The sequence below is a fragment of the Actinoallomurus sp. NBC_01490 genome (genome assembly GCF_036227085.1).
GTDB lineage: Bacteria > Actinomycetota > Actinomycetes > Streptosporangiales > Streptosporangiaceae > Actinoallomurus > Actinoallomurus oryzae.
In genome coordinates this window covers 1,349,002-1,370,888 of sequence record NZ_CP109433.1, presented here as the reverse complement: position 1 = coordinate 1,370,888, position 21,887 = coordinate 1,349,002, and the positions used below count along the sequence as shown (strand labels likewise).

General features: G+C 71.3%; 18 protein-coding genes. 7 read left to right on the top strand and 11 right to left on the bottom strand.

All coding sequences use genetic code 11. The annotated features are described in order from the left end of the window. Positions 1 to 92 precede the first annotated feature (92 nt). A complete protein-coding gene (locus OG417_RS06960) occupies positions 93 to 1,226 on the top strand; it encodes an acyltransferase family protein (protein WP_329251381.1) in 1,134 nt (377 codons plus the stop codon). Here OG417_RS06960 and OG417_RS06955 read toward each other — a convergent pair. From OG417_RS06955 to wecB, 3 genes are all read right to left on the bottom strand, one after another. Further along, the gene (locus tag OG417_RS06955) at positions 1,156 to 3,408 is read right to left on the bottom strand and encodes a glycosyltransferase (RefSeq protein WP_329251378.1); all 2,253 of its coding nucleotides are present in this window, start codon (positions 3,406 to 3,408) and stop codon (positions 1,156 to 1,158) included. The genes OG417_RS06960 and OG417_RS06955 overlap by 71 nt on opposite strands. Beyond that, positions 3,405 to 4,076 carry a hypothetical protein gene (locus tag OG417_RS06950; protein ID WP_329251377.1) on the bottom strand — a complete coding sequence of 224 codons (672 nt, stop codon included), beginning with the start codon at positions 4,074 to 4,076 and terminating at the stop codon, positions 3,405 to 3,407. The genes OG417_RS06955 and OG417_RS06950 overlap by 4 nt, the downstream gene beginning before the upstream one ends. Before the next feature lie 62 nt (positions 4,077 to 4,138). Continuing rightward, positions 4,139 to 5,194: a non-hydrolyzing UDP-N-acetylglucosamine 2-epimerase gene (gene wecB, locus OG417_RS06945; protein WP_329262154.1), complete on the bottom strand. Its 1,056-nt coding sequence runs from the start codon at positions 5,192 to 5,194 to the stop codon at positions 4,139 to 4,141. Positions 5,195 to 5,577: 383 nt separating this feature from the next. Here wecB and OG417_RS06940 point away from each other — a divergent pair, with 383 nt between their 5' ends. The 3 genes from OG417_RS06940 to OG417_RS06930 all read left to right on the top strand — a co-directional run bounded on the left by OG417_RS06940 (position 5,578) and on the right by OG417_RS06930 (position 9,196). After that, positions 5,578 to 6,762 (top strand): glycosyltransferase family 4 protein, encoded by a 1,185-nt coding sequence (locus OG417_RS06940; protein ID WP_329251374.1) that lies wholly within the window; start codon positions 5,578 to 5,580, stop codon positions 6,760 to 6,762. A 13-nt stretch (positions 6,763 to 6,775) separates the two neighbouring features. Beyond that, positions 6,776 to 8,044, top strand: coding sequence for a nucleotide sugar dehydrogenase (locus OG417_RS06935; RefSeq protein WP_329251371.1), 1,269 nt, complete (start codon positions 6,776 to 6,778; stop codon positions 8,042 to 8,044). Positions 8,045 to 8,107: 63 nt separating this feature from the next. Then, positions 8,108 to 9,196, top strand: a complete 1,089-nt coding sequence (locus tag OG417_RS06930) for a glycosyltransferase (RefSeq protein ID WP_329251368.1) — start codon at positions 8,108 to 8,110, stop codon at positions 9,194 to 9,196. 16 nt (positions 9,197 to 9,212) lie between these two features. Here the strand turns inward: OG417_RS06930 and OG417_RS06925 are convergent, their stop codons facing one another. Further along, a complete protein-coding gene (locus OG417_RS06925) occupies positions 9,213 to 10,934 on the bottom strand; it encodes an outer membrane protein assembly factor BamB family protein (RefSeq protein WP_329251365.1) in 1,722 nt (573 codons plus the stop codon). 341 nt (positions 10,935 to 11,275) lie between these two features. Between OG417_RS06925 and OG417_RS06920 the strand changes: the two genes are divergently transcribed. Genes OG417_RS06920 through OG417_RS06910 form a run of 3 tightly spaced genes read left to right on the top strand, consistent with a single transcriptional unit; the run spans position 11,276 to position 16,658 of the window. Next, on the top strand, positions 11,276 to 12,697 hold the full coding sequence (locus OG417_RS06920) for a bifunctional cytidylyltransferase/SDR family oxidoreductase (protein ID WP_329251363.1): 1,422 nt from the start codon (positions 11,276 to 11,278) through the stop codon (positions 12,695 to 12,697). Next, entirely contained in the window at positions 12,694 to 14,637 is a 1,944-nt protein-coding gene (locus OG417_RS06915) for a hypothetical protein (protein ID WP_329251361.1), read from the top strand. The genes OG417_RS06920 and OG417_RS06915 overlap by 4 nt, the downstream gene beginning before the upstream one ends. Beyond that, on the top strand, positions 14,634 to 16,658 hold the full coding sequence (locus tag OG417_RS06910) for a hypothetical protein (RefSeq protein WP_329251358.1): 2,025 nt from the start codon (positions 14,634 to 14,636) through the stop codon (positions 16,656 to 16,658). Before OG417_RS06915 ends, OG417_RS06910 begins: the two co-directional genes overlap by 4 nt. A 44-nt stretch (positions 16,659 to 16,702) precedes the next feature. Here the strand turns inward: OG417_RS06910 and OG417_RS06905 are convergent, their stop codons facing one another. The 7 genes from OG417_RS06905 to OG417_RS06875 form a co-directional block, all read right to left on the bottom strand. Next, the gene (locus tag OG417_RS06905; RefSeq protein WP_329251355.1) at positions 16,703 to 17,053 is read right to left on the bottom strand and encodes a hypothetical protein; all 351 of its coding nucleotides are present in this window, start codon (positions 17,051 to 17,053) and stop codon (positions 16,703 to 16,705) included. Positions 17,054 to 17,350: 297 nt separating this feature from the next. Further along, the gene (locus OG417_RS06900; RefSeq protein WP_329251352.1) at positions 17,351 to 17,560 is read right to left on the bottom strand and encodes a hypothetical protein; all 210 of its coding nucleotides are present in this window, start codon (positions 17,558 to 17,560) and stop codon (positions 17,351 to 17,353) included. Positions 17,561 to 17,671: 111 nt separating this feature from the next. Continuing rightward, positions 17,672 to 18,505 (bottom strand): glycosyltransferase family 2 protein, encoded by an 834-nt coding sequence (locus OG417_RS06895; protein ID WP_329262150.1) that lies wholly within the window; start codon positions 18,503 to 18,505, stop codon positions 17,672 to 17,674. Between the two features lie 23 nt (positions 18,506 to 18,528). Further along, positions 18,529 to 19,320, bottom strand: coding sequence for a CDP-alcohol phosphatidyltransferase family protein (locus OG417_RS06890; RefSeq protein ID WP_329251349.1), 792 nt, complete (start codon positions 19,318 to 19,320; stop codon positions 18,529 to 18,531). Beyond that, on the bottom strand, positions 19,298 to 20,371 hold the full coding sequence (locus tag OG417_RS06885) for an iron-containing alcohol dehydrogenase family protein (protein WP_329251347.1): 1,074 nt from the start codon (positions 20,369 to 20,371) through the stop codon (positions 19,298 to 19,300). The genes OG417_RS06890 and OG417_RS06885 overlap by 23 nt, the downstream gene beginning before the upstream one ends. Beyond that, entirely contained in the window at positions 20,371 to 21,102 is a 732-nt protein-coding gene (locus OG417_RS06880; RefSeq protein WP_329251345.1) for a phosphocholine cytidylyltransferase family protein, read from the bottom strand. The genes OG417_RS06885 and OG417_RS06880 overlap by 1 nt, the downstream gene beginning before the upstream one ends. After that, a complete protein-coding gene (locus tag OG417_RS06875) occupies positions 21,099 to 21,791 on the bottom strand; it encodes a DUF5941 domain-containing protein (protein WP_329251341.1) in 693 nt (230 codons plus the stop codon). Before OG417_RS06875 ends, OG417_RS06880 begins: the two co-directional genes overlap by 4 nt. Positions 21,792 to 21,887: the final 96 nt, after the last annotated feature.

The window sequence follows — 21,887 nt, the reverse complement described above, 5'->3', positions numbered from 1 at the left end:
GGCGTCCGATCATCGGTCCGGATAGGTATGGTCGTTCGCGGCTCCCGGTCATGTCCCGGAGCCGGCCGCACCGTCGTCTCTCAACGGAATCGATGACTTCGCCGAGCACACCACACACCGCACCGCCGGCCTCTCCGGCCGGTATACCGGCCGACGCCTCCGCCGCCCCGACGGTCCCCGCGCCACGCGACGCGGTCGTCGAGCAGCGCCCCGCGCGCCGGCGGCGCGACCCGTTCTTCGACAACGCCAAGTTCATGGCCATCGTGCTCGTCGTGGCCGGTCACTCGATCGTGAAGCTGCGCGACGTGCGCGCCGCACACGCGCTCTACATGTTCGTCTACACGTTCCACATGCCGGTCTTCATCGTGATCACCGGCTACTTCTCGCGTAACTTCACCTTCAGCGGCCGCAAGGCCCAGAAGCTGATCGTGAATCTCGGCGTGCCGTACATCGTCTTCGAGACCGCCTACTCCACCTATCACTGGGCGGTCGGGCACTCGAAGTTCGAGATCAGCATCCTGGACCCGTACTACCTGACCTGGTTCCTGATGGCGCTGTTCCTGTGGCGCCTGTCCACGCCGGTGTGGCAGCAGATCCGCTGGCCGGTCGCCGCCGCCGTGGTGATCTCACTGCTGTCGGCCATGACCGCCCTGCCGGGCGAGCTCGAGATGCACCGCACGCTCGGCCTGGTGCCGTTCTACGTGCTCGGCCTGGTGCTCAAGCCGGAGCACTTCGAGACGCTGAAGCGCCCGATGGCCCGGGTGCTGGGCGGGATCACGCTCGCCCTGGCACTCGCCTTCACGTACTTCGTCGCCGACCGCCACATGACGACCGAGTGGATGTACTGGCGCAAGGGCAACGCCGACATGCACGTGAACAACCTCGTCGGCTCGGGGATGCGCCTCGGTCTCCTGGTGGCGGCGGGCATCCTCGTGATCGCGTTCCTCACGATGGTGCCCGCGCGCCAGACCTGGTTCACCAACCTGGGCGCGGCCACGCTGTACGCCTACCTGCTGCACGGCTTCGCCACGAAGCTGATGGAGTACATGGGCTGGTACGACATGCCGTTCCTGCACACGCTGCCCGGCGTGGCCGTGACGGCGGCGACCGGCGCGGTGTTCGCGACGATCTTGTGCACTCCGCCGGTGCGCTGGCTCATGCACTGGGCGTTGGAGCCGGACATGTCGTGGGCGTTCGTCCCGCTGCGTCGTCCGAAGAGCGTGTGAGCACCAGCTCGGCCCAGCGGTCGCAGACGAGGTCGAGGGCGTAGGACCGCCGCACCTCCTCGCGTGCCCGCGCCCGCTCCGCCTCCCAGCGGCCCTCGGCGACGACCGCCGCGATCGCGTCGGCCATCGCGGCCGGGTCGTCGTGGATCCAGCGCCGGTCATAGATCCGGTCCGAGCCCTCCCAGGGCAGCAGCGCCGGCACCGCGCCCGAGGCCATGCCCTCGGCCGGCGCCAGGTGGAAGCTCTCGTCGTCGCTGGTGGACAGCACGAAGCCGACCCGTCGCAGCCAGGAGGCCACGTCGGGCCCGGCCGGGTCGAACACCACGCCCGGGGCGAGCAGCGGCGAGCGGCGGATCCGGCGGAACAGCGCCTCGAACCTCTCGCGTTCCTCGCTGCGATTCCAGATCCACGGCAGATCCCAGGGCAGCTTGGACTTGATGAAGAGCGTGAACCTCGGATCGTCGCGCCGCAGGCGTTCGAGCACGTCGACGGCCAGGTCGAGCCGCTTGCGCCACGGCGCGAGGCCGATGAGGCCCAGGTGGTGCTCGGCGCCCGGCAGCTTGGCCCGGCCGAACTGCGCGTCGTCCACCCAGTTGGGGATGACGGTGACCTTGCCGGCGGGCCAGCCCGTCATCTTGCGGGTCAGGTCGGCGTAGTGCGGGCTGACGCACACCACCTGGTCGACCGCGTCGATGTCGAGGCGGCCCGGCCACGCGCCGTACAGCTCGAAGCGGTGCAGCCGGACGATGATCCGCTGGTCCGGCCGCCCGTGCTTCTTGAGCCACTCGCTGTACCAGATGGCGTTCGGCCCGCACCACTCGCAGACCACGACGTCCGCCCACGCGGCCAGCTCGCGGCTGACCTCCGGGTCGTGCTTGCCGAGCGCCGGCCACCGGTCGACCCGCACCTCCACGTTCGGCAGGGAGCGCAGGTGGTCGAGCAGCCGGGTGAAGAACTTCAGGTCGTGCCCGGCGACCACGACCTTCGTACGGCCCGCGCCCTCCGGGGCGGGCGGGAAGGCCGTGCGCAGGTAGCCGCGGAGCCGGTCGGCCGCGGCGCGGAGCGTGAACTCGCGGGCGGCCTTCAGGCAGCGGTCGCGCGCCGCGGTGTACGTCGCGGGCTCGGACGCCGCGGCGAGGACGTCGACCACCTCGTCCTCGGTGTTCGCGAAGAGCGGGTAGTCCGGGCCGAGGAGGTTCTCGTGCATCGGGGTGCGGTTGAGCACGACCGGCACACCGAGGCCGCCCATCTCCAGGACCTTCGTGGACAGTTCGAGGCTGGCGTCCAGGTCCGGGTGCCGCCAGGACAGTCCGATGTCGCAGGTGGAGGTCACCCGCATGGCCTCGGCGCGGGGATGACCGCCGTGCCAGACCAGGCCGGGGGTGGACTCCAGCGCCACGCGCATCCGGCGGGAGAACCCCGGGTCGGTACGGTCGTTGTGGATCTTGTCGCCGACCATGTGCAGCTCGGCCTCGACGCCGCGCGCGGCCAGGCGCCGGGGCAGCGCGGTCATCTCGTAGGTGTTCCACCGGGGCGCGAACTTGCCGGTGTAGACGAGCTTCAGCGGCCGACCGGGCGTGCGTCCCGGCGTGGGCTCCAGGCCCTCGGGCAGCACGACGACCGGCGGGAACAGTACGCACTTGCCGGCCGCCTTGTGCAGCATGCCTTCGAGGAAGCAGCGCAGTTCCTCGGTCTGGCACAGCAGGAAGCGCGACGCCCGGGCGACGGCGGCCAGCTCGCCGCGGACGCCCTTGTTCGCCGGGGCCGCCATCTCGGCGGCGTTCTGCGGCACGTCGGTCAGGTAGGTCCACAGCCGTCCGGCCAACGGCGTCGCGGTGACGCGCACCGCGAGCCGTCGCCCGCGCACGACGATGAGGTCGTACGGCTCGGCGGCGTCGAGCTCGGTGAGCAGCCGGGCGGCGGCCTCGACCGTCAGCGGGCCGGTGGCGTCCTCGGGCCGGCGCCGTACGGTCACTCCGGGGAGCCGCTCCAGCGGGGCCACGAGGCGGTCCGTGCGCACCGGCGCCTTGAGCACGAGGGTGACCTCGACGTCCGCCTCGCGCAGCGCCTGCACCATCGCCTGGGCCCAGATCGCCGACCCGTCGATGATGTTGAGGTCCACGTCGCCGTACACGAGAGCGCGCACGCGATTTCCTTTCGCGGTGGTGGTGGTGACAGTCATCCCAGATCGAGGCTGAAGCGAGCGTGAAGACCGGCGAGCGCCTCATCCAGGGGCGCGTCGGTCCTGAGCGTGGCGTCCCAGCCGAGCCCGGCCAATCCCGGGGCGGAACCGAGCAGCACGAGCGGGCGGCCCCGGCTCCGCGCGACGTCCATCAGGCCCAGCAGGGCGCGCTCGCGGTCCGGAACGCCCGGGACGCCCAGGTAGGCCCACGGCCCGCCGGGCGCGCCCGCGGCGGCGTCCACGAGCACCAGGTCGACGTCGGCGGTGTCGAGGATCAGGGCGGCGTCGTGCGGCATCAGCGGGACGACGTGGGCCGTACGGCCCAGCTCCTCGGCGGCGGCCCGGCCGAGCACCCCGGCCACGGCCAGGCCCGTCGCGGGCGAGCCGACGATCAGCCGGTCCTCGTCACGGGCGCTGAACATCGGGCGCTCGCGAGCGTCGACCGACGTGACGACGTTGGGCGTGCCGCGGTGCCGCCACATGCGGTACAGCTCGCGCGGCAGCCGTACGACGCCCTTGCCGGGCCTGCGTGCCGCGTCGGTCACGGCGCGGCCGACCCGCAGCGACGTCGAGGCCTCCAGCGCCGCGACCCGCGCCTCCAGGATGCGCACCCGGGCCTCACGGTCGGCCAGCGCCGCCTTGAGCCGGGACACCTGCCGGTCAGCCATCGAGCAGTCCCTTCGAGAGGCGTCCTTCCGCGAGCCGGGCGGTTCGCGCCCCGGCGTCCCGCTCAGCCATCGAGCCATCCCTCCGTGATCCGTGCGATGCGCGGGCCCGCCTTGCCGTCCCACAGCGGCGGGACCTCACGCTCGCCGGCCGGCGCGGTCAGCGCCTGCTCGACCGCGGGCACGAGTTCGTCGGGGGTGACGAGACGGTTCGTGCCGTGGGTGATGGTGATCGGCCGCTCGGTGTTGGGCCGTACGGTCAGGCACGGCACGCCGAGGATGGTGGTCTCCTCCTGGACGCCGCCGGAGTCGGTGACGGCGGCCGCGGCTCCGCGCACGGCCGCGACGAAGTCGACGTAGCCGAGCGGTTCCAGCAGCGTCACGCGCGGGTGGTCGTCCAGCCCGGCCTCGGTGAGCACCCTGCGCCCGCGCGGGTGCACCGGCATGACCACGTCGGCCAGGTCGGCGATCTCGTGCAGCCGCTTGACCAGCCCGGCGGCGACCTGCGGGTCGTCGACGTTCGCCGGCCGGTGCAGGGTCGCGACGATGTAGCGCTCCGGCAGGCCGTGGGCGGCGCGCACCGCCTCGGTGTCGAAGGAGTCCAGGTGCGCGAGCAGCGTGTCGATCATCGGGTTGCCCACGAAGTGCACCCGGCCGACGTCCACGCCCTCGGCGGCGAGGTGCCCGACGGCCTCGGGACTGGTGACGAACAGCAGGGTCGAGAGCTGGTCGACCAGCCGCCGGTTGACCTCCTCGGGCATGGTCAGGTCGAAGCTGCGCAGCCCGGCCTCGACATGGGCGACCGGGATGTGCAGCTTGGCCGCGACCAGCGCGGCGGCGATGGTGGAGTTCACGTCGCCGTACACCATGACGAGCTCGGGTGAACGCTCGATGAACTCCTTCTCCAGCGCCACCATGATCGCCGCGGTCTGCGCGGCGTGGCTGCCCGAGCCCACCCCGAGGTTGACGTCCGGCTCGGGCAGGCCGAGCTCGCGGAAGAAGACCTCCGACATGCGTTCGTCGTAGTGCTGGCCGGTGTGGATCACTCTCTGGTCGTGCAGGGCGGCGATGACGGGTGCGGCCTTGACGAAGTTCGGCCGGGCGCCGAGAACGTGCGCGATCACGTTTGCCTCTCGTTCATTGAAGGTGCTTAGCCTCGCCCGCCATGCAGGTGGCCAAGATGATCTTTTTCTCCGCTGTGCTGGCCTGGCGGCACGCGCGCGACGACCCGCGGCGTGCACTCCGGCTCGCCGTACGCCTGGCGCTGCGCGTCGTTCCGGGAGGGGCACGCCCCCACCTGACGAAGTGGGCGATGCCAACCCCGAAGTCGAACGAGACCAGCGCCCTCCGAGAACTCGTCGAGGCCCTTGAGCCCGCCGCTCCGCCGCGGCCCGCCGCAAGTGGTGTGAGGGGACCCCTCACCCGCCCAGAGCAAGGTCAGGGGGCCCCTCACAGGCCAGAGTCCTCCGCGCCTCGCGGCTCCGGGCTCCGCGACCCGGCGTGCGTGCTGCACTTCGTCACGAACGCGCTGCCGGCCACCCAGGCCGGGTACACCGTGCGGACGCAGCGGATCGTCGTGGCCCAGCGGGAGCTGGGTCTGGACCCGCACGTCGTGACGCGGCTCGGGCATCCGCTCGCTCAGGGGATCGGCGACGCTCGGGCCGAGGTCGCCGTGGACGGCATCCCCTACCACCGCCTGCTGCCCTGGCTGCCGGCGCGCGGGCCGGTGCGGGAGATCCGCAAGGCCGCCGACCTGGCCGGACACCTCGTGGAGCGGCTCCGCCCGTCCGTGCTGCACGCGGCGAGCAACCACCTGAACGCGGCCGTCGCGCTGGAGCTGCGCGACCGGTACGGCGTGCCGGTGGCGTACGAGGTGCGCGGCTTCCTGGAGGACTCCTGGCTGTCGCGCGACCCGGCGCGTACCGAAAACGATGAGTTCTACCGGCTCACCCGCGAGGTCGAGACGGCCCGCATGCGCGCGGCCGACCTGGTCGTCACCCTCGGCGAGGCCATGCGCGAGGAGATCGAGAGCCGCGGCGTCGACAACGTGCTCGTCGTGCCGAACGCCGTCGACGACTCGTTCCTGGAACCCCTTCCGGACGGTGCGAAGCTCCGCGCGGAGCTCGGCATCGCGCCCGGTGCCGTCGTGGTCGGGCTGACCTCGACGTTCTACGGCTTCGAGGGCATCGCCACGCTCATCGAGGCCGCCGCCCTGCGCCGCGACTTCACCCTGCTGCTCGTGGGCGACGGGCCGGAGCGCCCGGCCCTGGAGCGCCGCGCGGCCGAGCTGGGCGTCCCGGCGATCTTCACCGGCCGGGTGCCGGTCGATCAGGTGCGTCGGTATCAAGCCGTCCTCGATGTGTTCGCGGTCCCGCGTACCGCGGACCGTGTGTGCCGGCTGGTGACTCCGCTGAAGCCCTTGGAGGCGATGGCAGGAGCTATCCCGGTAATAGCAAGTGATGTCAGAGCACTTCGCGAAATCATCGAACCGGGCGTGACCGGCACGTTAACAGTTCCGGAAGACCCGGAAGCATGGGCGAATTGCCTGGACCAGCTCATTTACAGTCCGAAGACACGCGGCGAAATCGGACAAGCCGGTCGAGAGTGGGTCGCCCAATATCGCACCTGGCGAGCCGTGACGGCTCGATATCTCGATCGCTACCGGGAAATCGCCTCCACAGCATCGTGAAGGGAGCCACCGGATGGACCTGGTGGTCATCGGACTCGGATACGTCGGCCTCCCGCTCGTGCGGGAAGCCTGCCGCGCCGGGCTCAGGGTCGGCGGGCTGGACCTCGACGCGCGCGTCGTGGCAGGGCTCAAGGCGGGGCTCTCCCACGTCGACGACGTCAGCCCGGCCGAGGTCGAGGAGATGCTCGCGGCGGGCTTCACCCCCAGCCGGGACGAGTCGGTCCTCGAAGGCGTGCGCACGGTCGTGATCTGCGTGCCCACGCCCCTGTCGGCCGACGGCGGCCCGGATCTGACGGCCGTGCAGAAGGCGGCGCAGACGGTCGCGCGGCACCTGGAGCCGGGCATGCTCGTCGTGCTGGAGTCGACGACCTACCCGGGCACGACCGAGGAGGTCGTCGCGCCGATCCTGCAGGAGTCCGGCCTGAAGGCGGGCGAGGAGTTCCACCTGGCCTTCTCGCCGGAGCGCATCGACCCGGGCAACCCGGTGTACGGGGTCAAGAACACCCCCAAGATCGTCGGCGGCATGACCCCGGGCTGCGCCCAGGCGGCCGCCGGGTTCTACGGCAAGTTCGTCGAGCAGGTCGTGCAGGCCAAGGGCACGCGCGAGGCCGAGATGGCCAAGCTGCTGGAGAACACCTACCGGCACGTCAACATCGCGCTGGTCAACGAGATGGCGGTGTTCTGCCACGAGCTCGGCATCGACCTGTGGGACGCGATCGGGTGCGCGTCGACCAAGCCGTTCGGGTTCCAGGCGTTCTACCCGGGACCCGGCGTCGGCGGCCACTGCATCCCGATCGACCCGAACTACCTGTCGTACAAGGTGCGTTCGCTCGGCTACCCGTTCCGCTTCGTCGAGCTCGCCCAGGAGATCAACGACCGGATGCCGCGGTACGTGGTCGAGCGGGCGCAGGCCCTGCTCAACCGCGAGGGCCGGGCGATGAAGAACGCCAAGGTCCTGCTGCTCGGCGTGACGTACAAGGCCGACATCGCCGACCAGCGCGAGTCGCCGGCGCGCCCGGTCGCGCGGCGGCTGCGGAAGATGGGCGCGGACCTGACCTTCCACGACCCGCACGTGGAGGACTGGGAGGTCGACGGCGTCGCGGTGCCGCGCGCCCGCGTGCTGTACACGGCGCTGGCCGAGGCCGACCTCGTCGTCGTCCTCACGAACCACGCCGAGTACGACGCCGACACGCTGACCCGGCACGCGCGCCTGCTGTTCGACACCCGTGGCCGTACGCGAATGGCGGACGAGTCGGCCGCCGAACGCGTTGAATTGCTGTGATGGTCGCGCCGAATTCACCGAATGTTCTCCTTCCTACAAGAGACTCGCGGTGAAGTGAAATCAATGCGTGTTTTCGTCTGTACGGTCGTGCACCATCCGGAGGACGCGCGAATTCTGCACCGGCAGATTCGAGCATTGCTCGACGCGGGTCACCAGATCACTTACATGGCGCCTTTCCGCGCGTGCAATGTCACGCCCTGGCCGGAGATCACTCCGGTGGACGTGCCGCGGGCGACCGGCCGCCGCCGGCTGCACGCGCTGCGGATGGCTCGGCGCGTGCTGCGCGAACGCGGCGCGGAGGCCGACCTCGTCCTGCTGCACGATCCGGAGCTGCTGCTCGCGGTGCCGCGTCGTCTGCGCTCACGCACCGTCTGGGACGTCCACGAGGACACCGCGGCGGCCCTGGGTGCGAAGGGCTGGCTGCCGGCGCCGATGCGGATACCGCTGCGGTTCGCCGTACGGCGGCTGGAGCGGCGCGCGGAGCGCCGGATGAAGCTGCTGCTGGCCGAGGAGGGGTACCGCACGCGGTTCCGCCGGACCCATCTCGTCGTGCCGAACACCACGAACGTCCCGGACGTCCCGCCCGCGCCTCCGGGTGACGAGCGGGTGGTCTACGTCGGGCAGCTCTCGATGGCCCGCGGCGCCGCCGACCTGATCGAACTCGCGCGGATCCTCCAGTCCGACGGGATCACGCTGGAGCTCATCGGCGCGGCCGACGCCGGTGTACGGCCGCTGCTGCGCGAGGCGCAGCGGACGGGCCTGCTGCGGTGGTACGGCTTCGTGCCGAACGACCGGGCGCTGCGCATGGCCGAGGGCGCCATCGCGGGGCTCGCGCTGCTGCACGACTCGCCGAACTACCGGCACTCGATGCCGACCAAGGTCGTGGAGTACATGGCGCGGGGCCTGCCGGTCATCACCACGCCCAACCCGATCGCCGCGGAGATCGTCACCCAGGGCGGTTGCGGCCTGGTCGTGCCGTTCGAGGATCCGGCGGCCACGGCGGCGGCGGTCCGGCGGCTGCGCGACGACGCCGCGCTGCGGCTGGAGATGGGCAAGCGCGGGCACGAGGCGGCGCGCGCCCGCTTCCACTGGCCCGAGCAGGCACGCCTGTTCGTCGCCCAGCTCGAGGACTGGGCCTCCGCGAGAGCCTGACCCAGGCGCTTGGGGATCAGGCGGAGGCGCGCAGCCGGGTGGCGATCAGCGTGGCCAGTTGTGTGGCCCGGTTCGGCACGTTGGCGGTGACCGTCACGATCGTGCGACCCACCTGCATCACCACCGTCCCCGACGGTGCGCCCAGCCCGTACGCGGCGTCGCCGGCCTTCACCGGGTCGCGGGCGCCGCTCTGCGTGTCGCGGGCCGCCCCGAACAGAGCCGAGGCCGTCTTCGCGTCGGCCGCGACCCACTGGACCGTGACCGAGAGGGTGGCCGCCTCGCGCTCCGGGCCGTCCGACGTCCGGTGCTTCTGGTGGCGGAGGCGGTAGGTGCACCCGGCCCGCAGACGGACGCCCTCGACCTGGACCGTGGTCGGCTCCGGCGTGTATCCGCGCGGCAGGTCGTGCTTGGTCAGCAGGGAGCACGCGTCGGGCCAGTCGCGGGCCGGCACCCCGGCCAGCTCCGGCGGCCCCGCCCCGCGGACCCCGCCGCGCAGGGCGACCAGCCGCGCCGCGCCGAAGGGACGTGGACGCGCGGTCGGCACGGCCACGTACAGCAGTCCGCCGCCGGCGGCGAGCCAGGGCCGTACGCCGTCCAGGCCCGGGCGGGTCACCAGCGGCGCGGGCACCGTGGTGCCGGCGCCCGTGGCCGGGTCGATCACGTCGATCCCGGCGGGCAGCAGCGGGTCGGCGAGCCGGGAGCGCAGGCCGTACAGCAGGCCGCCCGACACCGACAGCGCGGTGTACCCGGACATGTCGCGGCGCCAGGACAGCGATCCGGAATCGATGTCGATCGACTCCAGCCTCCGTGTCTCGGTGCCGTTCTCCGGCCCGCGGGCCAGGTCGTAGGCGATGAACAGGCGCCCGCCGTTCGTCACGGCCGGGCACATGTCGCGGCAGACGCTCTCGCCCCGGCGGACGAGGAACTCCCGGCCGTTCCGGTCGTAGGCGTGCAGGCCGGTGCCGTCGAAGACGACGGTCACGTTACCGCTGACCGACACCGCGGGATGCGCGGCGCTCGTCGTGAACAGGGTGCGCCCGGTACGCGGATCGATCGCCAGCGTGCGGTCGCGCGCGCCGCAGTCGAGGCCGAACGCGGCAACGCCGTCGCTGGCCGCCGAGCCGTACGGGACGGCCTCGGGCAGCAGGCAGCCGTGCGCGAGGCGCTTGCTCCACACGCGCCGGCCGGTCGCCGCCGCGCGGCCGTACAGCGTGTGCCGGCCGTCCTCGGTGACGATGACCACTCCGTAGCCGGCCGGCCAGCGCAGCGTGCTGCGTTCGGTCGCGGCCGGCACGTCGCCGCGCTGGCGCCAGAGCAGCGTGCCGCTGACCGCGTCGAGGCCGACCATGAGGCGGTTGCCGCGGTGGCCGGTGCGCTCGAGGTACGCGACGAGCACGTGACCGGTGCGCGCCCACCCGAGCAGGGACCACTGCCCGCGGTAGTAGTGCCAGCGCTCGCGGCCGGTGCGCGCGTCGCGGACGGTCAGGCCGTGGCCGGACACGACGACGAGCTCGCCCTCCATGACCGTGTAGGCGACCCGGTCGTAGGCGGGCAGCTCGCTGTCGGCCACCGGAGTGCTGAGCTGCCAGCTCACGGTGACCGGACCGGGCGGAGGACCCAGGTCGGCGAGCGGCGGGCGCGGGGCATGGGTCACGGTGCGGTTCACCTGCCACCACTCCGCCTGGAGGATGAGCCGGTCGGCGAGGATCACGCCGCAGACGACGGTGACCAAGGTCACGAGAACCCCTGGCACGGCGCGCCAACGGCTCCGTGCGAACTCGACCGTGATCACCTCCAGAATCCGGGACTGCCGAGCGTACGGGGTTTGGACGCCTGCCACCGATGATGGCGGCATGACGGCACCGGTCAAGGCGTTTCCGCCGCACCGGACCGGGGTCGTAGGGGGTCGCGCCGCCTCGCGGCCCCGCGCAGGAGACGCTTGGGCGACGTAAAACGTTGATCAAGTAACCGAATTCTCAGGTGACTGTTACGTAGCCTTCACATAACTCGTCTGTCGTTTTTTACCGGATATCTGGCGCTATCCTCGCTTGCACCTATCAGACAGAGGACGGACCCAAGTTGTACAACGTCGCAGTCGTCCTGGCAGGTGGCACGGGGCAGCGGATGGGGCTCGAGATCCCCAAGCAGCTCGTCAAGATCGCCGGCAAGCCGATCATGCAGCACACGCTGCAGGTCTTCCAGAGTGCCCCGCAGATCGACGAGATCATCGTCGCCATGACCCCCGGCTTCACCACCGAGGCCGAGGCCATCGTCGCCTCCTCCGGATGTACGAAGGTGTCCCGCGTCATCGAGGGCGGCGCCACGCGTACCGAGACCACCATGCGCGCGATCGAGGTGGTCGGCGCGACCTCACCCGAGGCCAACGTCCTCTTCCACGACGCCGTGCGGCCGTTCATCGACCACCGCGTCATCGAGGACTGCGTCACGGCTCTGGAACGGTACGAAGCCGTCGACGTGGCGATTCCCTCGGCCGACACCATCATCAGGGTGGACGACTACGGCGGTACGGTCATCAAGGACGTGCCCCGCCGCGACCTGCTCCGGCGCGGGCAGACGCCGCAGTGCTTCCGCCTGTCGACGATCCGCGACGCCTACGCGCTGGCGCTCGCCGACCCGGACTTCACCGGCGGGAAGGTCACCGCGACCGACGACTGCAGCGTCGTCCTCCGCTACCTGCCCGACGTGCCGATCGTCGTCGTGCCCGGCAGCGAGCAGAACATGAAGGTCACCCACCCGGTCGACGTGTTCCTCGCCGACAAGCTGTTCCAGCTGTCCTCCCAGGCGCCGCCACCGTCGCCGGAGGACGACGGCGGCTACGAGAGCCGCCTGACCGGCAAGACGGTCGTCATCTTCGGCGGCAGCCAGGGCATCGGGGCCGACATCGCCGAGCTGACCCGCTCCTTCGGCGCGAAGGTGTACTCCTTCTCGCGCTCGGAGACCGGGACGCACGTGGAGAACCCGCAGGACATCGAGAACGCCCTCGCCAAGGCGTACGGTGAGACCGGCCGCATCGACTACGTCGTCAACACCGCGGGCGTGCTGCACACCGGGCGCCTCGACGAGGTCGACGACGCGATCATCGACGAGTCGCTGCGGATCAACTACCTCGGCCCGCTGCGGGTCGCGCGGGCGGCCATCGGCTACCTCCGCGAGACCAAGGGACAGCTGCTGCTCTACACCTCCAGCAGCTACACGAGGGGCCGCGCCGGCTACAGCCTCTACTCCTCGGCCAAGGCGGCCACCGTCAACCTGACCCAGGCGCTGGCCGACGAGTGGGCCGACGACGGGGTACGCGTCAACTGCATCAACCCCGAGCGGACCGCCACACCGATGCGGACGCGAGCGTTCGGGCAGGAGCCACCCGGCACGCTGCTGTCCTCCCGCGACGTGGCGATGACCTCGATCGACGTGCTCATCTCCGGGCTGACCGGCCACACCGTCGACATCCGCCGCCACGACCCGACGGCGGTCGCCCGATGACTCATCGGTTTGTACGGGCCGCGGCGGGCCCCGCGCTCGTCCTGTCCTATCCCGCGACGGTCGTGGCCGCGCTGTGGCCGAGCGCCTGGGCCTTCGTCGTCACGGCGCTGATCGCCTACGTCGCCGACGCGGTCGCCTCGCGCGGGGAACTCCCCGTCACCGAGCGGCTCGCCCAGGCCCACACCGGCGTGACGGTGCGGTTCCTCATCCGCGAGCTCGCCGTGCTCCTGCTGCTGGTGCGCCAGGGACACGCGGGCGACACCGTCTTCGCCGTCCTGGCGCTGGGCCTGCTCGGCCTGCACGCGCTGCGCGGGGCGTACTCCGCGCTCACCCTCTACGTCATCCGCCGCCGGCGGCTCCCCGTCGTCACGCGCGGCATCGACCTCACCGGGCTGCGCATCCCGGACGCGCCGAGCCCGCAGCTCACCACCCGGCACTCGCGCACGATGCTGCACCTCGACGTGCTGCCGGTCCTGCTCGCCGGGCTCTTCGGCCTGCGGGGCGGGGCGAGCGGCCTGGCCGCGACGTACGTCCTCGGCCTCGTCGCCTTCGCTGTCATGGCGCGGCACGCCGCACGCAACCGCCACCTCGGCGACGAGAACCGGGTCTTCGACCTGGTCAACCAGCGGCTGGCGGAGCTGCGGCCGGAGGTCGCGCTGTACTTCTCCGGCTCGCCCGACTCCGCATACCAGGCCAACATGTGGCTCTCGACGGTGGACGAGCTCGACCGCCGGGCAGTGATCATCCTGCGCGAGCGCCCCATGGTGCCGCTGCTGGGCCGGACGAAGACGCCGGTGCTGTGCGTGCCGAAGGCGATGGACCTCGTGCGGCTCGACCTGTCCTCGATCCGCACCGCGCTGTACCCGGCCAACGTCGGCAAGAACCTCCACATGCTGCGGATGTCCGGCATCCGGTCGGCCTTCATCAACCATGGCGACAGCGACAAGCCGGCGAGCTTCAACCCGTTCGCCCGCGCGTACGACGAGGTCTGGGTGGCCGGGCCGGCCGGGCGCGAGCGGTACCTGACCATGCGCACCGGCGTACGGGACGAGGACATCGTCGAGGTCGGCCGGCCGCAGCTCGCGCCGATCGACACCAGCGGCGTCACCCCGGACCCGATGTTCACCGTCCTGTACGCGCCCACCTGGGAGGGCTGGTCGGACGACCTGGCGCACAGCTCGGTCGCGACGATGGGGCCGGCGATCGTCCGGGCGCTGCTCGAGCACGCGCCGCAGGTCCGGGTGCTCTACAAGCCGCACCCGCTCACCGGCACCCGCGACCCGAAGGCGATCCAGCGTCACAACGAGATCGTCGCGATGATCGAGCGGGCCAACGCGGGACGCCCGGCGAGCGGCGGCGAGCACGCCGACCGGCTCAAGACGCTGACCCGGCGCCTGGACGCCCTCGCCGGGGACGAGACCGCCGGCGACGAGGCCCAGCTCACGCGGGACAGCGCCGCGGCCGGCGCGTCGGACGACCGGCGCGAGGTCGAGGAGGCGTGGACCGCGGCGTACTGGCAGGCCGGCGGCCCGGTGCGGCACCGCGTCATCACCGGCCCGCGGCCGCACGTGTACGACTGCTTCAACCACGCCGACCTGCTCATCACCGACATCTCCAGCGTGGCGGGCGACTTCATCGTCAGCGGCAAGCCGTACGCGGTGACGAACGTCAAGGGGCTGAGCGACGAGGAGTTCCGGGAGCTGTTCCCGACCGCGGCCCTCGCGGCGTACCTCATCGGTCCCGGCTGCACCGAGCTCGGGCAGATCCTGGCGTACGCCCAGGGCGAGGGCCCCGACCCGCTCACCGAGCGGCGGCGCGAGCTGCGCGCTCACCTGCTCGGACCCGACGGCCTCGACTCCGCCAAGCGGTTCGACGCGGCCGTCTCCGCGCTCGCCGCCAAGTCCCTCACCCGCACCGACGACGATCGGCCAGCAGCGTGAACCCGTCACAGCTCCTCTCCAAGATCGGCCGCCGCTTCGGAGGCGACGCCGCCGGACCCGTCATCGCCGGCGGCCTCGTCCTGTCGTACGCCCTGCTCGTCGTCGCCGCCGTGTGGCCGAGCGCGCTGTTCGTCGCCGTGTTCGCGGTGACCGGCTACGTCACCGAGCCGCTGCTGACCCGTCGCGCGACGTACTTCAACGCCGCGCTGAGCCAGGTCGGCATCGGCCTGACGCTGCGCGCGACCATACGGGACGTGGCCGTGCTGGTCATGCTGGCCCGGTCGGCGACGCTGTCCGCCGGCTGGTTCGCCACGGCCGCGGGTGCGCTGGTGCTGCTGCACGTCCTGCGCACGGCCCACTCATCCCTCGCCGTCCTCGTCATCGAACGGCGCAAGCTCCCGGTGATCACCCGGGGCATCGACCTGACGCGGCTGCGCCTTCCCGCACCGCCGCCGGCGACGGTGCGGGAGCACCGGTCGATGATCTATCTCGACGTGCCGGTACTGGCGGGCGCCGTGCTCACGGTCTGGCTCGAGACCCCGGGACCGGTCGCCGCCGGGCTCGTGGTGGCGCTGGCGGCCGCCGTGGTCGCGCTCGTCCTCGCCGCCTGGCACGTCCGGCTGAACCGGCACCTGGCCGACCGTGAACGGATCCTGAAGGAGGTCGCCGAGGAGATCGCCGCGTACGGGCCGGAGGTGGTGCTGTACTTCTCCGGCGCCGACGACTGCGTGTACCAGGTCAACATGTGGCTGGAGACGTTCGACCGGCTGCCGCACAAGAAGATGATCATCATGCGGGAGCGGGGGAACATGCCGCTGCTCGGCCGCACCTCCTCGCCGGTCCTGTGCTTCCCCGGCGGCACCGAGATGATGAACTTCCCGATGCCGCCGACCACGCGCGTCGCGCTCTTCCCGGCCAACGCCGGCAAGAACATCCACATGCTGCGCCTGCCGGACATCGGCTGCGTGTTCATCGGCCACGGCGACAGCGACAAGGCGGCCAGCTTCAGCCCGTTCAGCAAGGTCTACGACGAGGTCTGGGTGGCCGGGCCGGCCGGGCGCGAGCGGTACCGGCGCAGCGACGCGGGCGTGCGCGACGACGAGATCGTCGAGGTCGGCCGGCCGCAGCTCGCGCCGATCGACACCACCGGCGTCACCCCGGACCCGATGTTCACCGTCCTGTACGCTCCGACCTGGGAGGGCTGGACCGGCGATCCGTACCACACCTCGGTCGCGGTGATGGGCGTCAAGCTGGTCCGCGCGCTGCTGGACCACGCGCCGCACGTCCGGCTGCTCTACAAGCCGCACCCGATGGCCGGCAAGAACGACCCCGCCGTACGCCGCGCCCACAACAAGATCGTCAGCATGATCGCCGAGGCGAACGCGGCCCGCGACGCGAGTGGTCAGTGGCCCGCCGACCCGGCCCGCTACGCCGCGGCCCGGCGCGACCTGGAGGTGCTGACCGCGAGGCTGACGGCACTGGGCCGGGAGTCGAGCCGCGCGGCCGACGAGGCGGAGGAGTCACGGCGCGCGGCCGAGCCGGACCTGGCGGGCGACGCCCTGTGGCGCGACACCGCGGCCCAGTGCGAGCAGGCGTACTGGGCGGCCGAGGGCTGGTGGCGCCACCGCGTGGTGACCGGCACGATCCCGCACCTGTACTCGTGCTTCAACCGGGCCGACCTGCTCATCACCGACATCTCGAGCGTCGTCGCCGACTTCATCGCGAGCGGCAAGCCGTACGCGGTGACGAACGGCGCGAACCTGCCGGACACGGAGTTCCGCACCCAGAACCCGAGCGCGTCGGCCGCCTACCTCATCCCCCGCGACTGCACGGGCCTGAGCGAGGTGCTGGCGGCCGTGGCGGCGGAGGGCCAGGACCCGATGGCCGACCGCAGACGGACCCTGAAGCACGACCTGCTGGGCGCGGACGAGCCGGACGCGATGACCCGCTTCACCGACGCCGTGAACGCCCTGGCCGCCAAGCGCACCCGCACCGCCCTGGAGGTCGCCGACTCGGCCTGAACACACCCCACCGCCCGAGCGGCACGACGAGCCCTGCAACGCGGTCAGTCAAAAAGCTCGCCGACCGACTCGGCCGTTGCCGCGCGGGCTATCCAAGTCTCAAGCTGTGTCTGGTCGTGACAGCCGTTGATGCGCTCCTTCTGCGTCTCTGTCAGGGTGAGGCCCCGGGCCTGCAGAACCATCACTACGGCCTTAGCCTCGCCCTTGGCTTCGCCTTTGGCTTCGGCGTTTCGGAAGGTGTCGCTGTAGAACTCAGATTCAGTCATCATGAGCGCCTCCAAGGCGTCGCGGGCGGCTTGGGGAACGACCGCGAGGACGCAGTCGACGTAGCGGCGGGCGAGCTGCCGGTCGGCGTCGGCGATGAGGTCGATACCGCTCGACGCTGCCTGCAACACTTTTCATACCCCGCGGGCCGCTGTGGTGGAACATCGCCGACAGCACGCCCATCAGCGGGTCGGCCAGGAAGTCCTTCGGGTCGGTCAGTGGGGGGACGTGGTCCGGTTGCAGGACCAGCGGAGTGAGGGTGTGGCCGGGGTGGCCGGTCTCGATCTTTTGGGCGCACCACTTGGCGACGCCGCGATCCGGGGCGATCACCAGAAGCATGGCGGGGCATCGCTCGCGGGCGCGGAGTGTGGCGATGTACAGCGGCCAGGTCCAGCGCTTGTCATTGTCCTCGCCGCGCTGGACCTCTACTACGACACCGAACCTGCCGGATCGAGTTCTAACAAGACGGCCGCGTCGCCGGTGTACTCGCTGGTCTTGAGGTCGGTGAAGGACTCCGAGCAGTGTGACGCTCCCCGGACATCCGGCAGGTCCACGCCGGCTGTGCTGACGAGGTCGGCCGCGAGCGTGGGGCGCCAGCGGAACAACTCGGCGAGGACGTCATGTTCTCGTGTCGGCATGATAGGGACACTATACGTAGTGAACATATTACGGAGGGTAAGTGAAAAAGTTCTAGAGGATTCCTGCAAAGAGATCCGTGCGCCACGAACTCCTAGGCTGCTGCGCCGGGGTCAGATGATCGGGGGACGGCCCAGGCGGGTCATGCGCCAGACCGTGCGCCACCTGATCGGGCGGCGGGGGCCCGCCGGTTTGCGCCAGCCCTCGCGGAAGCCGCCGAACCACGGGCGCAGCGACGACAGTTTCCGCTCGCGGAGCACCGTCATGCCGATCCAGACCGTCAGGTACGTCAGCGCGACCGGCCACGGGAGGTTGCGGCGGGCCAGCCACACGCGGTTGCGGGCGTTCAGCCGGTAGAACATCGCGTGGCGCGTCGGAGCGACCGCGGGGTGGAACATCACGCACTCCGCGTCGTACACGATGTGGTAGCCGGCGTTCAGCGCCTGCCAGGCGAGGTCGGTCTCCTCGTGGGCGTAGAAGAAGTCCTCCGGCAGCCCGCCGGCCGCGTCGAAGACCGCGCGGCGCACCGCGCAGGCGCCGCCCAGGAACGTCGTCACCTCCGACGAGCGCAGCGGGTCGCCCGCGCGCAGCCGGGGCACGTGCCGGCGCTCTCCCGGGCCGCCCTCCGGGTCGCGTACCCGGAACGACACGATGCCGAGCTTCGGGTCGGCGGTGAAGCGGTCGCGCAGGTACGCGCCCAGCTCCGTCGATTCGTACCAGCCGTCGTCGTCGAGGAACAGGATCACCTCGCCGGTGGAGGCCTCGACTCCGCGGTTGCGGCCCGCGGGGATGCCGACGTTCTCCGGGAGCCGCACGACGCGTACGGCGTCGCCCCAGGAGCCCGGCACGTCCGCGCCGTTGCCGACGAGGATGATCTCGACGTCGACGCCCTTCTGGCTCAGCGCGCTGTCGACGGCCTTCTTGAGCTCCACCGGGCGGTTGCCCATGGTGAGAACGACCACCGAGAGCTTCACTTGAGCCTCCGTGAGGCGACGACGCTGACGAAGTGCAGGCCCGTCTGGACCACGGCGACGACGGCGACCGCGACGGCGAGAACCCGGGTCGCGGTGAGGGTGTCGGTCACCTTGTCGACCACGGCGGCGGCCAGGATCAGCAGGGACAGTTCGACGGCGCCGATGATCCGGTGCAGCTTGAGCAGCGACACGGCCTCCCGGGCGAGGGCCAGGCCGGTGGACTCGGGCCGCAGCGCGCGGTCGCCGGTCGCCGGGTCGGCGGGCAGGCCGGACTTGGCGCGGGCCACCACGACGTTGTCGGTCTCGGCCTTGATCAGCGCGGCGCCGAGCGCGGCGAGCAGGCCCAGCTCGACGTACCCGCCGTTCTCCCAGGCGCCCTGGGCCCGTACGCCGAGGCCGGCCAGCAGCGCGACCTCGGACATGTAGTGCCCGATCCGGTCGAGGTAGACCCCGGTCACCGAGGTGCGCTTGCGGAACCGCGCGACCTCGCCGTCGGAGCAGTCGAGCAGGAGGTACGCCTGGATGAGCACGGCCCCGACGATCGCCCACACGAGGCCCGTGGTGCCGCCCGCGGAGACCGCGACGGCCGCGCCGCCGAGTATGCCGCAGGCGATCATCATGTAGGTGAGCTGATTCGGGCTGAACCCGATCCGGACGAACAGCCAGGTGAAGAGGGGCGAGATGTCGCGCATGTAGAGGCGACCCGCCCAGTGTTCCTCGTTGCGCCGGTTCTTCAGGCCGGGCGGCTGTCCGCCCGCCTTGACCTCAGCCAGCGAAGGTGCCGACATATTCGCGTACCGCTTTCAGCAGGGCACCTTCGTCCAAGGCGAGGTGCTCCAGGATGGTGTAACGACCCGGCCTGGTCTGGGGAGCGTAGGCCACCGCCTGGGCGAACTGCTCCGCGGTCAGACCGATGTCCTGGGGAGCCTTGGGCAACCCATGACGGTCGAGGCTCGCGACGATCTCGGTGAGGCGCTCGGTGCCCTCGCCCAGATGCGTCGCGCGCAGGTGGTAACAGAACGCCGCCCCGAGCCCGGCCAGCTCGCCGTGGTTGGCGGTGCCGGGGAACAGGGCGTCGATCGCGTGCAGGATTTCGTGGTCGCCGCCGCTCGCCGGCCGCGAGGACCCGGCGAACGACATCGCCATCCCCGACAGCACGAGCCCCTCGGCCAGCACCGTCAGGAACTCGTCCGACTCGATGGAGCGGGGCTGGTGGATGAGCGCCTCGCCGGCCGTACGGGCCAGGGTCAGGGCGAGCCGGTCGATGGGGTCGTTCTGCTCCCGGTTCGACAGGATCCAGTCCTCGACCGCGGAGAAGTTGCTCAGCACGTCGCCGATGCCGGCCCGTACGAGGCGTTCCGGCGCCGAGCGCACGTAGTCGAGGTCCACGATCATGGCGAGAGGCATCGTCACGCCGAACGACGCCTTGCCCTTCTCGTGCTCCAGGGAGGCGGTGGGCGAGCAGATGCCGTCGTGGGAGAGGTTGGTCGCGACGGACACCATCGGCATGCCGGCGAGGGTCGCGGCGTACTTCGTGGCGTCGATCGTACGGCCGCCGCCGATGCCGACGACCGCCTCGTACGACCCGCTCCGCAGCCGGGAGCCCAGGGCCATGGCCGCGTCGACGGACGCGCCCTCGACCTGGAACACCTCGCAGGCCGCCAGGCTCGGGCGTACGTGCTCGGCGATCTGGTCGCCCTGCCCCGGGCCGACCGCGATGGCGACGCGGCCCTCGGTCGCGATGCGCCGGTCCGCGAGCAGCTCACCGAGATGGGCGATCGCGCCCCGGCGTACGTCGATCGACAGCGGAGCCGGGAGCATCCGCGTGAGCAGGGGCATCAGTAAAGACCAGCGATCCGGCGGGCCTTCTCCAGGTCGTCGTGGTTGTCGACCTCGACCCAGTCGACGGCGCCGATCGGGGCGACCGCGATCTTGCCACCGCGGTTCACCAGCTCCTGGTAGCCGTCCTCGTAGTAGAGGTTCGGGTCGCGCTCCCAGGTCGCCTTGAGGGCGTCGGCGAGCGGCTCGGCGGCGGCCGGCTCCAGCAGCGTCGCGCCGATGTACTCGCCGTTCGCGCTCGCCGGGTCCATCAGCTTGGTGATGCGCTCCAGGTGCCCGTCGGCGCCGAGGATGACCTTCATCTCCTCGTCGGCGAGCTTCTTCACGTCGTCGATGGCGAGCAGGACGTCGGGGCCGCGGTTCTCCAGCAGGGTGCGCTCGACGCTCACCGGGTGGACGGTGTCGCCGTTCACCATGAGCACGCCCTCCTTGAAGTGCTCACGGGCGAGCCACATGGAGTAGGCGTTGTTCCACTCCTCGGCCTTGTCGTTGTGCACGAGGGTGATGTCGACGCCGTACCGGCTCTCGAGCCCGGCCTTGCGCTCCTCCACCGCGCCCGCCTGGTAGCCGACGACGATGACGACGTCGGTGAGCTCCACCTCGGCGAGGTTGCCGAGTGCGATGTCCAGGATCGTCGTCTCGCCGTCCACGGGCACCAGTGCCTTGGGGAGCGTGTCCGTGTAGGGGCGGAGCCGGCGTCCGGCACCGGCGGCGAGAACCATGCCGATCATCGAACGGCCTCCTCTGCTTGCTTCGCCTCGGCCTGCTCCGCCGCGGCTTCCTCTTCTTGCTGCTGCGCCGAGGTTCCCCCGGTGGTGTCTCCCTCGTTCTCGAGGTCGACCATGACGCCCTTGCCGGTGCCGGTGCGCGTCCAGGTGTAGACGCTCTCGATGCCGAACAGCAGCCCGAGATAGACGGCGAGCACCGCGATGACGATCGGGAGTACGCCGACGAGGGTGGCCACGGCCGCGATGAGCAGGCGGCCGTCCCAGCCCAGACCCGCGCGGAAGACCCACTTGGCGGGCCACAGGCGCTGGCGGGTGCGGTAGACGGTGTCGTAGTGGTGGTAGGCGAGTATGCCGATGAAGGCATACGTCAGCGGCTTGGAGACGTCGTGCGCGAAGCAGAGCGTCGCCAGGTAGCCGTACTCGATCGCGCGCATGATCGGCGGCACCAGCCAGTCGAGGCGCCCGCTGTGCGGGTGCGTCGAGGCCGGCCCGCACAGCAGCAGCGCCAGCACCGGCGCGAAGATCGCGGGACTGTCCTGGCCGTTGACGCCGGCGATCAGCAGGATGCCGGTGACGATGCCGGCGACGAGCAGCGGCAGCAGGGGCGGGAGCTGGCCGCCGCTGAGCCGGCCGAGCAGGTGGGAGACGGGGCCGTCGTCACGGTAGGCGACCAGCCGGTCGCCGTGGAACATGAACGCCTCGCTCCGAGCCGGCCGCTCCGTCCCCCCAGACGACATACCCCCGGGAAGCACTGTGCTCATTGGTCGCTCCCGCTCCTCACTCGCTCC

Excerpts from the sequence above, each read along its gene's own strand:
- OG417_RS06930 (WP_329251368.1), top strand. The coding sequence starts at position 8,108 with ATGCGTGTTTTCGTCTGTACGGTCGTGCACCATCCGGAGGACGCGCGA.
- OG417_RS06885 (WP_329251347.1), bottom strand. The coding sequence starts at position 20,371 with ATGCCCCTGCTCACGCGGATGCTCCCGGCTCCGCTGTCGATCGACGTA.
- OG417_RS06895 (WP_329262150.1), bottom strand. The coding sequence starts at position 18,505 with ATGGGCAACCGCCCGGTGGAGCTCAAGAAGGCCGTCGACAGCGCGCTG.
- OG417_RS06915 (WP_329251361.1), top strand. The coding sequence starts at position 12,694 with ATGACTCATCGGTTTGTACGGGCCGCGGCGGGCCCCGCGCTCGTCCTG.
- OG417_RS06950 (WP_329251377.1), bottom strand. The coding sequence starts at position 4,076 with ATGGCTGACCGGCAGGTGTCCCGGCTCAAGGCGGCGCTGGCCGACCGT.
- OG417_RS06890 (WP_329251349.1), bottom strand. The coding sequence starts at position 19,320 with ATGTCGGCACCTTCGCTGGCTGAGGTCAAGGCGGGCGGACAGCCGCCC.
- OG417_RS06875 (WP_329251341.1), bottom strand. The coding sequence starts at position 21,791 with ATGTTCCACGGCGACCGGCTGGTCGCCTACCGTGACGACGGCCCCGTC.
- OG417_RS06935 (WP_329251371.1), top strand. The coding sequence starts at position 6,776 with ATGGACCTGGTGGTCATCGGACTCGGATACGTCGGCCTCCCGCTCGTG.
- OG417_RS06880 (WP_329251345.1), bottom strand. The coding sequence starts at position 21,102 with ATGATCGGCATGGTTCTCGCCGCCGGTGCCGGACGCCGGCTCCGCCCC.
- OG417_RS06960 (WP_329251381.1), top strand. The coding sequence starts at position 93 with ATGACTTCGCCGAGCACACCACACACCGCACCGCCGGCCTCTCCGGCC.
- OG417_RS06955 (WP_329251378.1), bottom strand. The coding sequence starts at position 3,408 with ATGACTGTCACCACCACCACCGCGAAAGGAAATCGCGTGCGCGCTCTC.
- OG417_RS06900 (WP_329251352.1), bottom strand. The coding sequence starts at position 17,560 with ATGCCGACACGAGAACATGACGTCCTCGCCGAGTTGTTCCGCTGGCGC.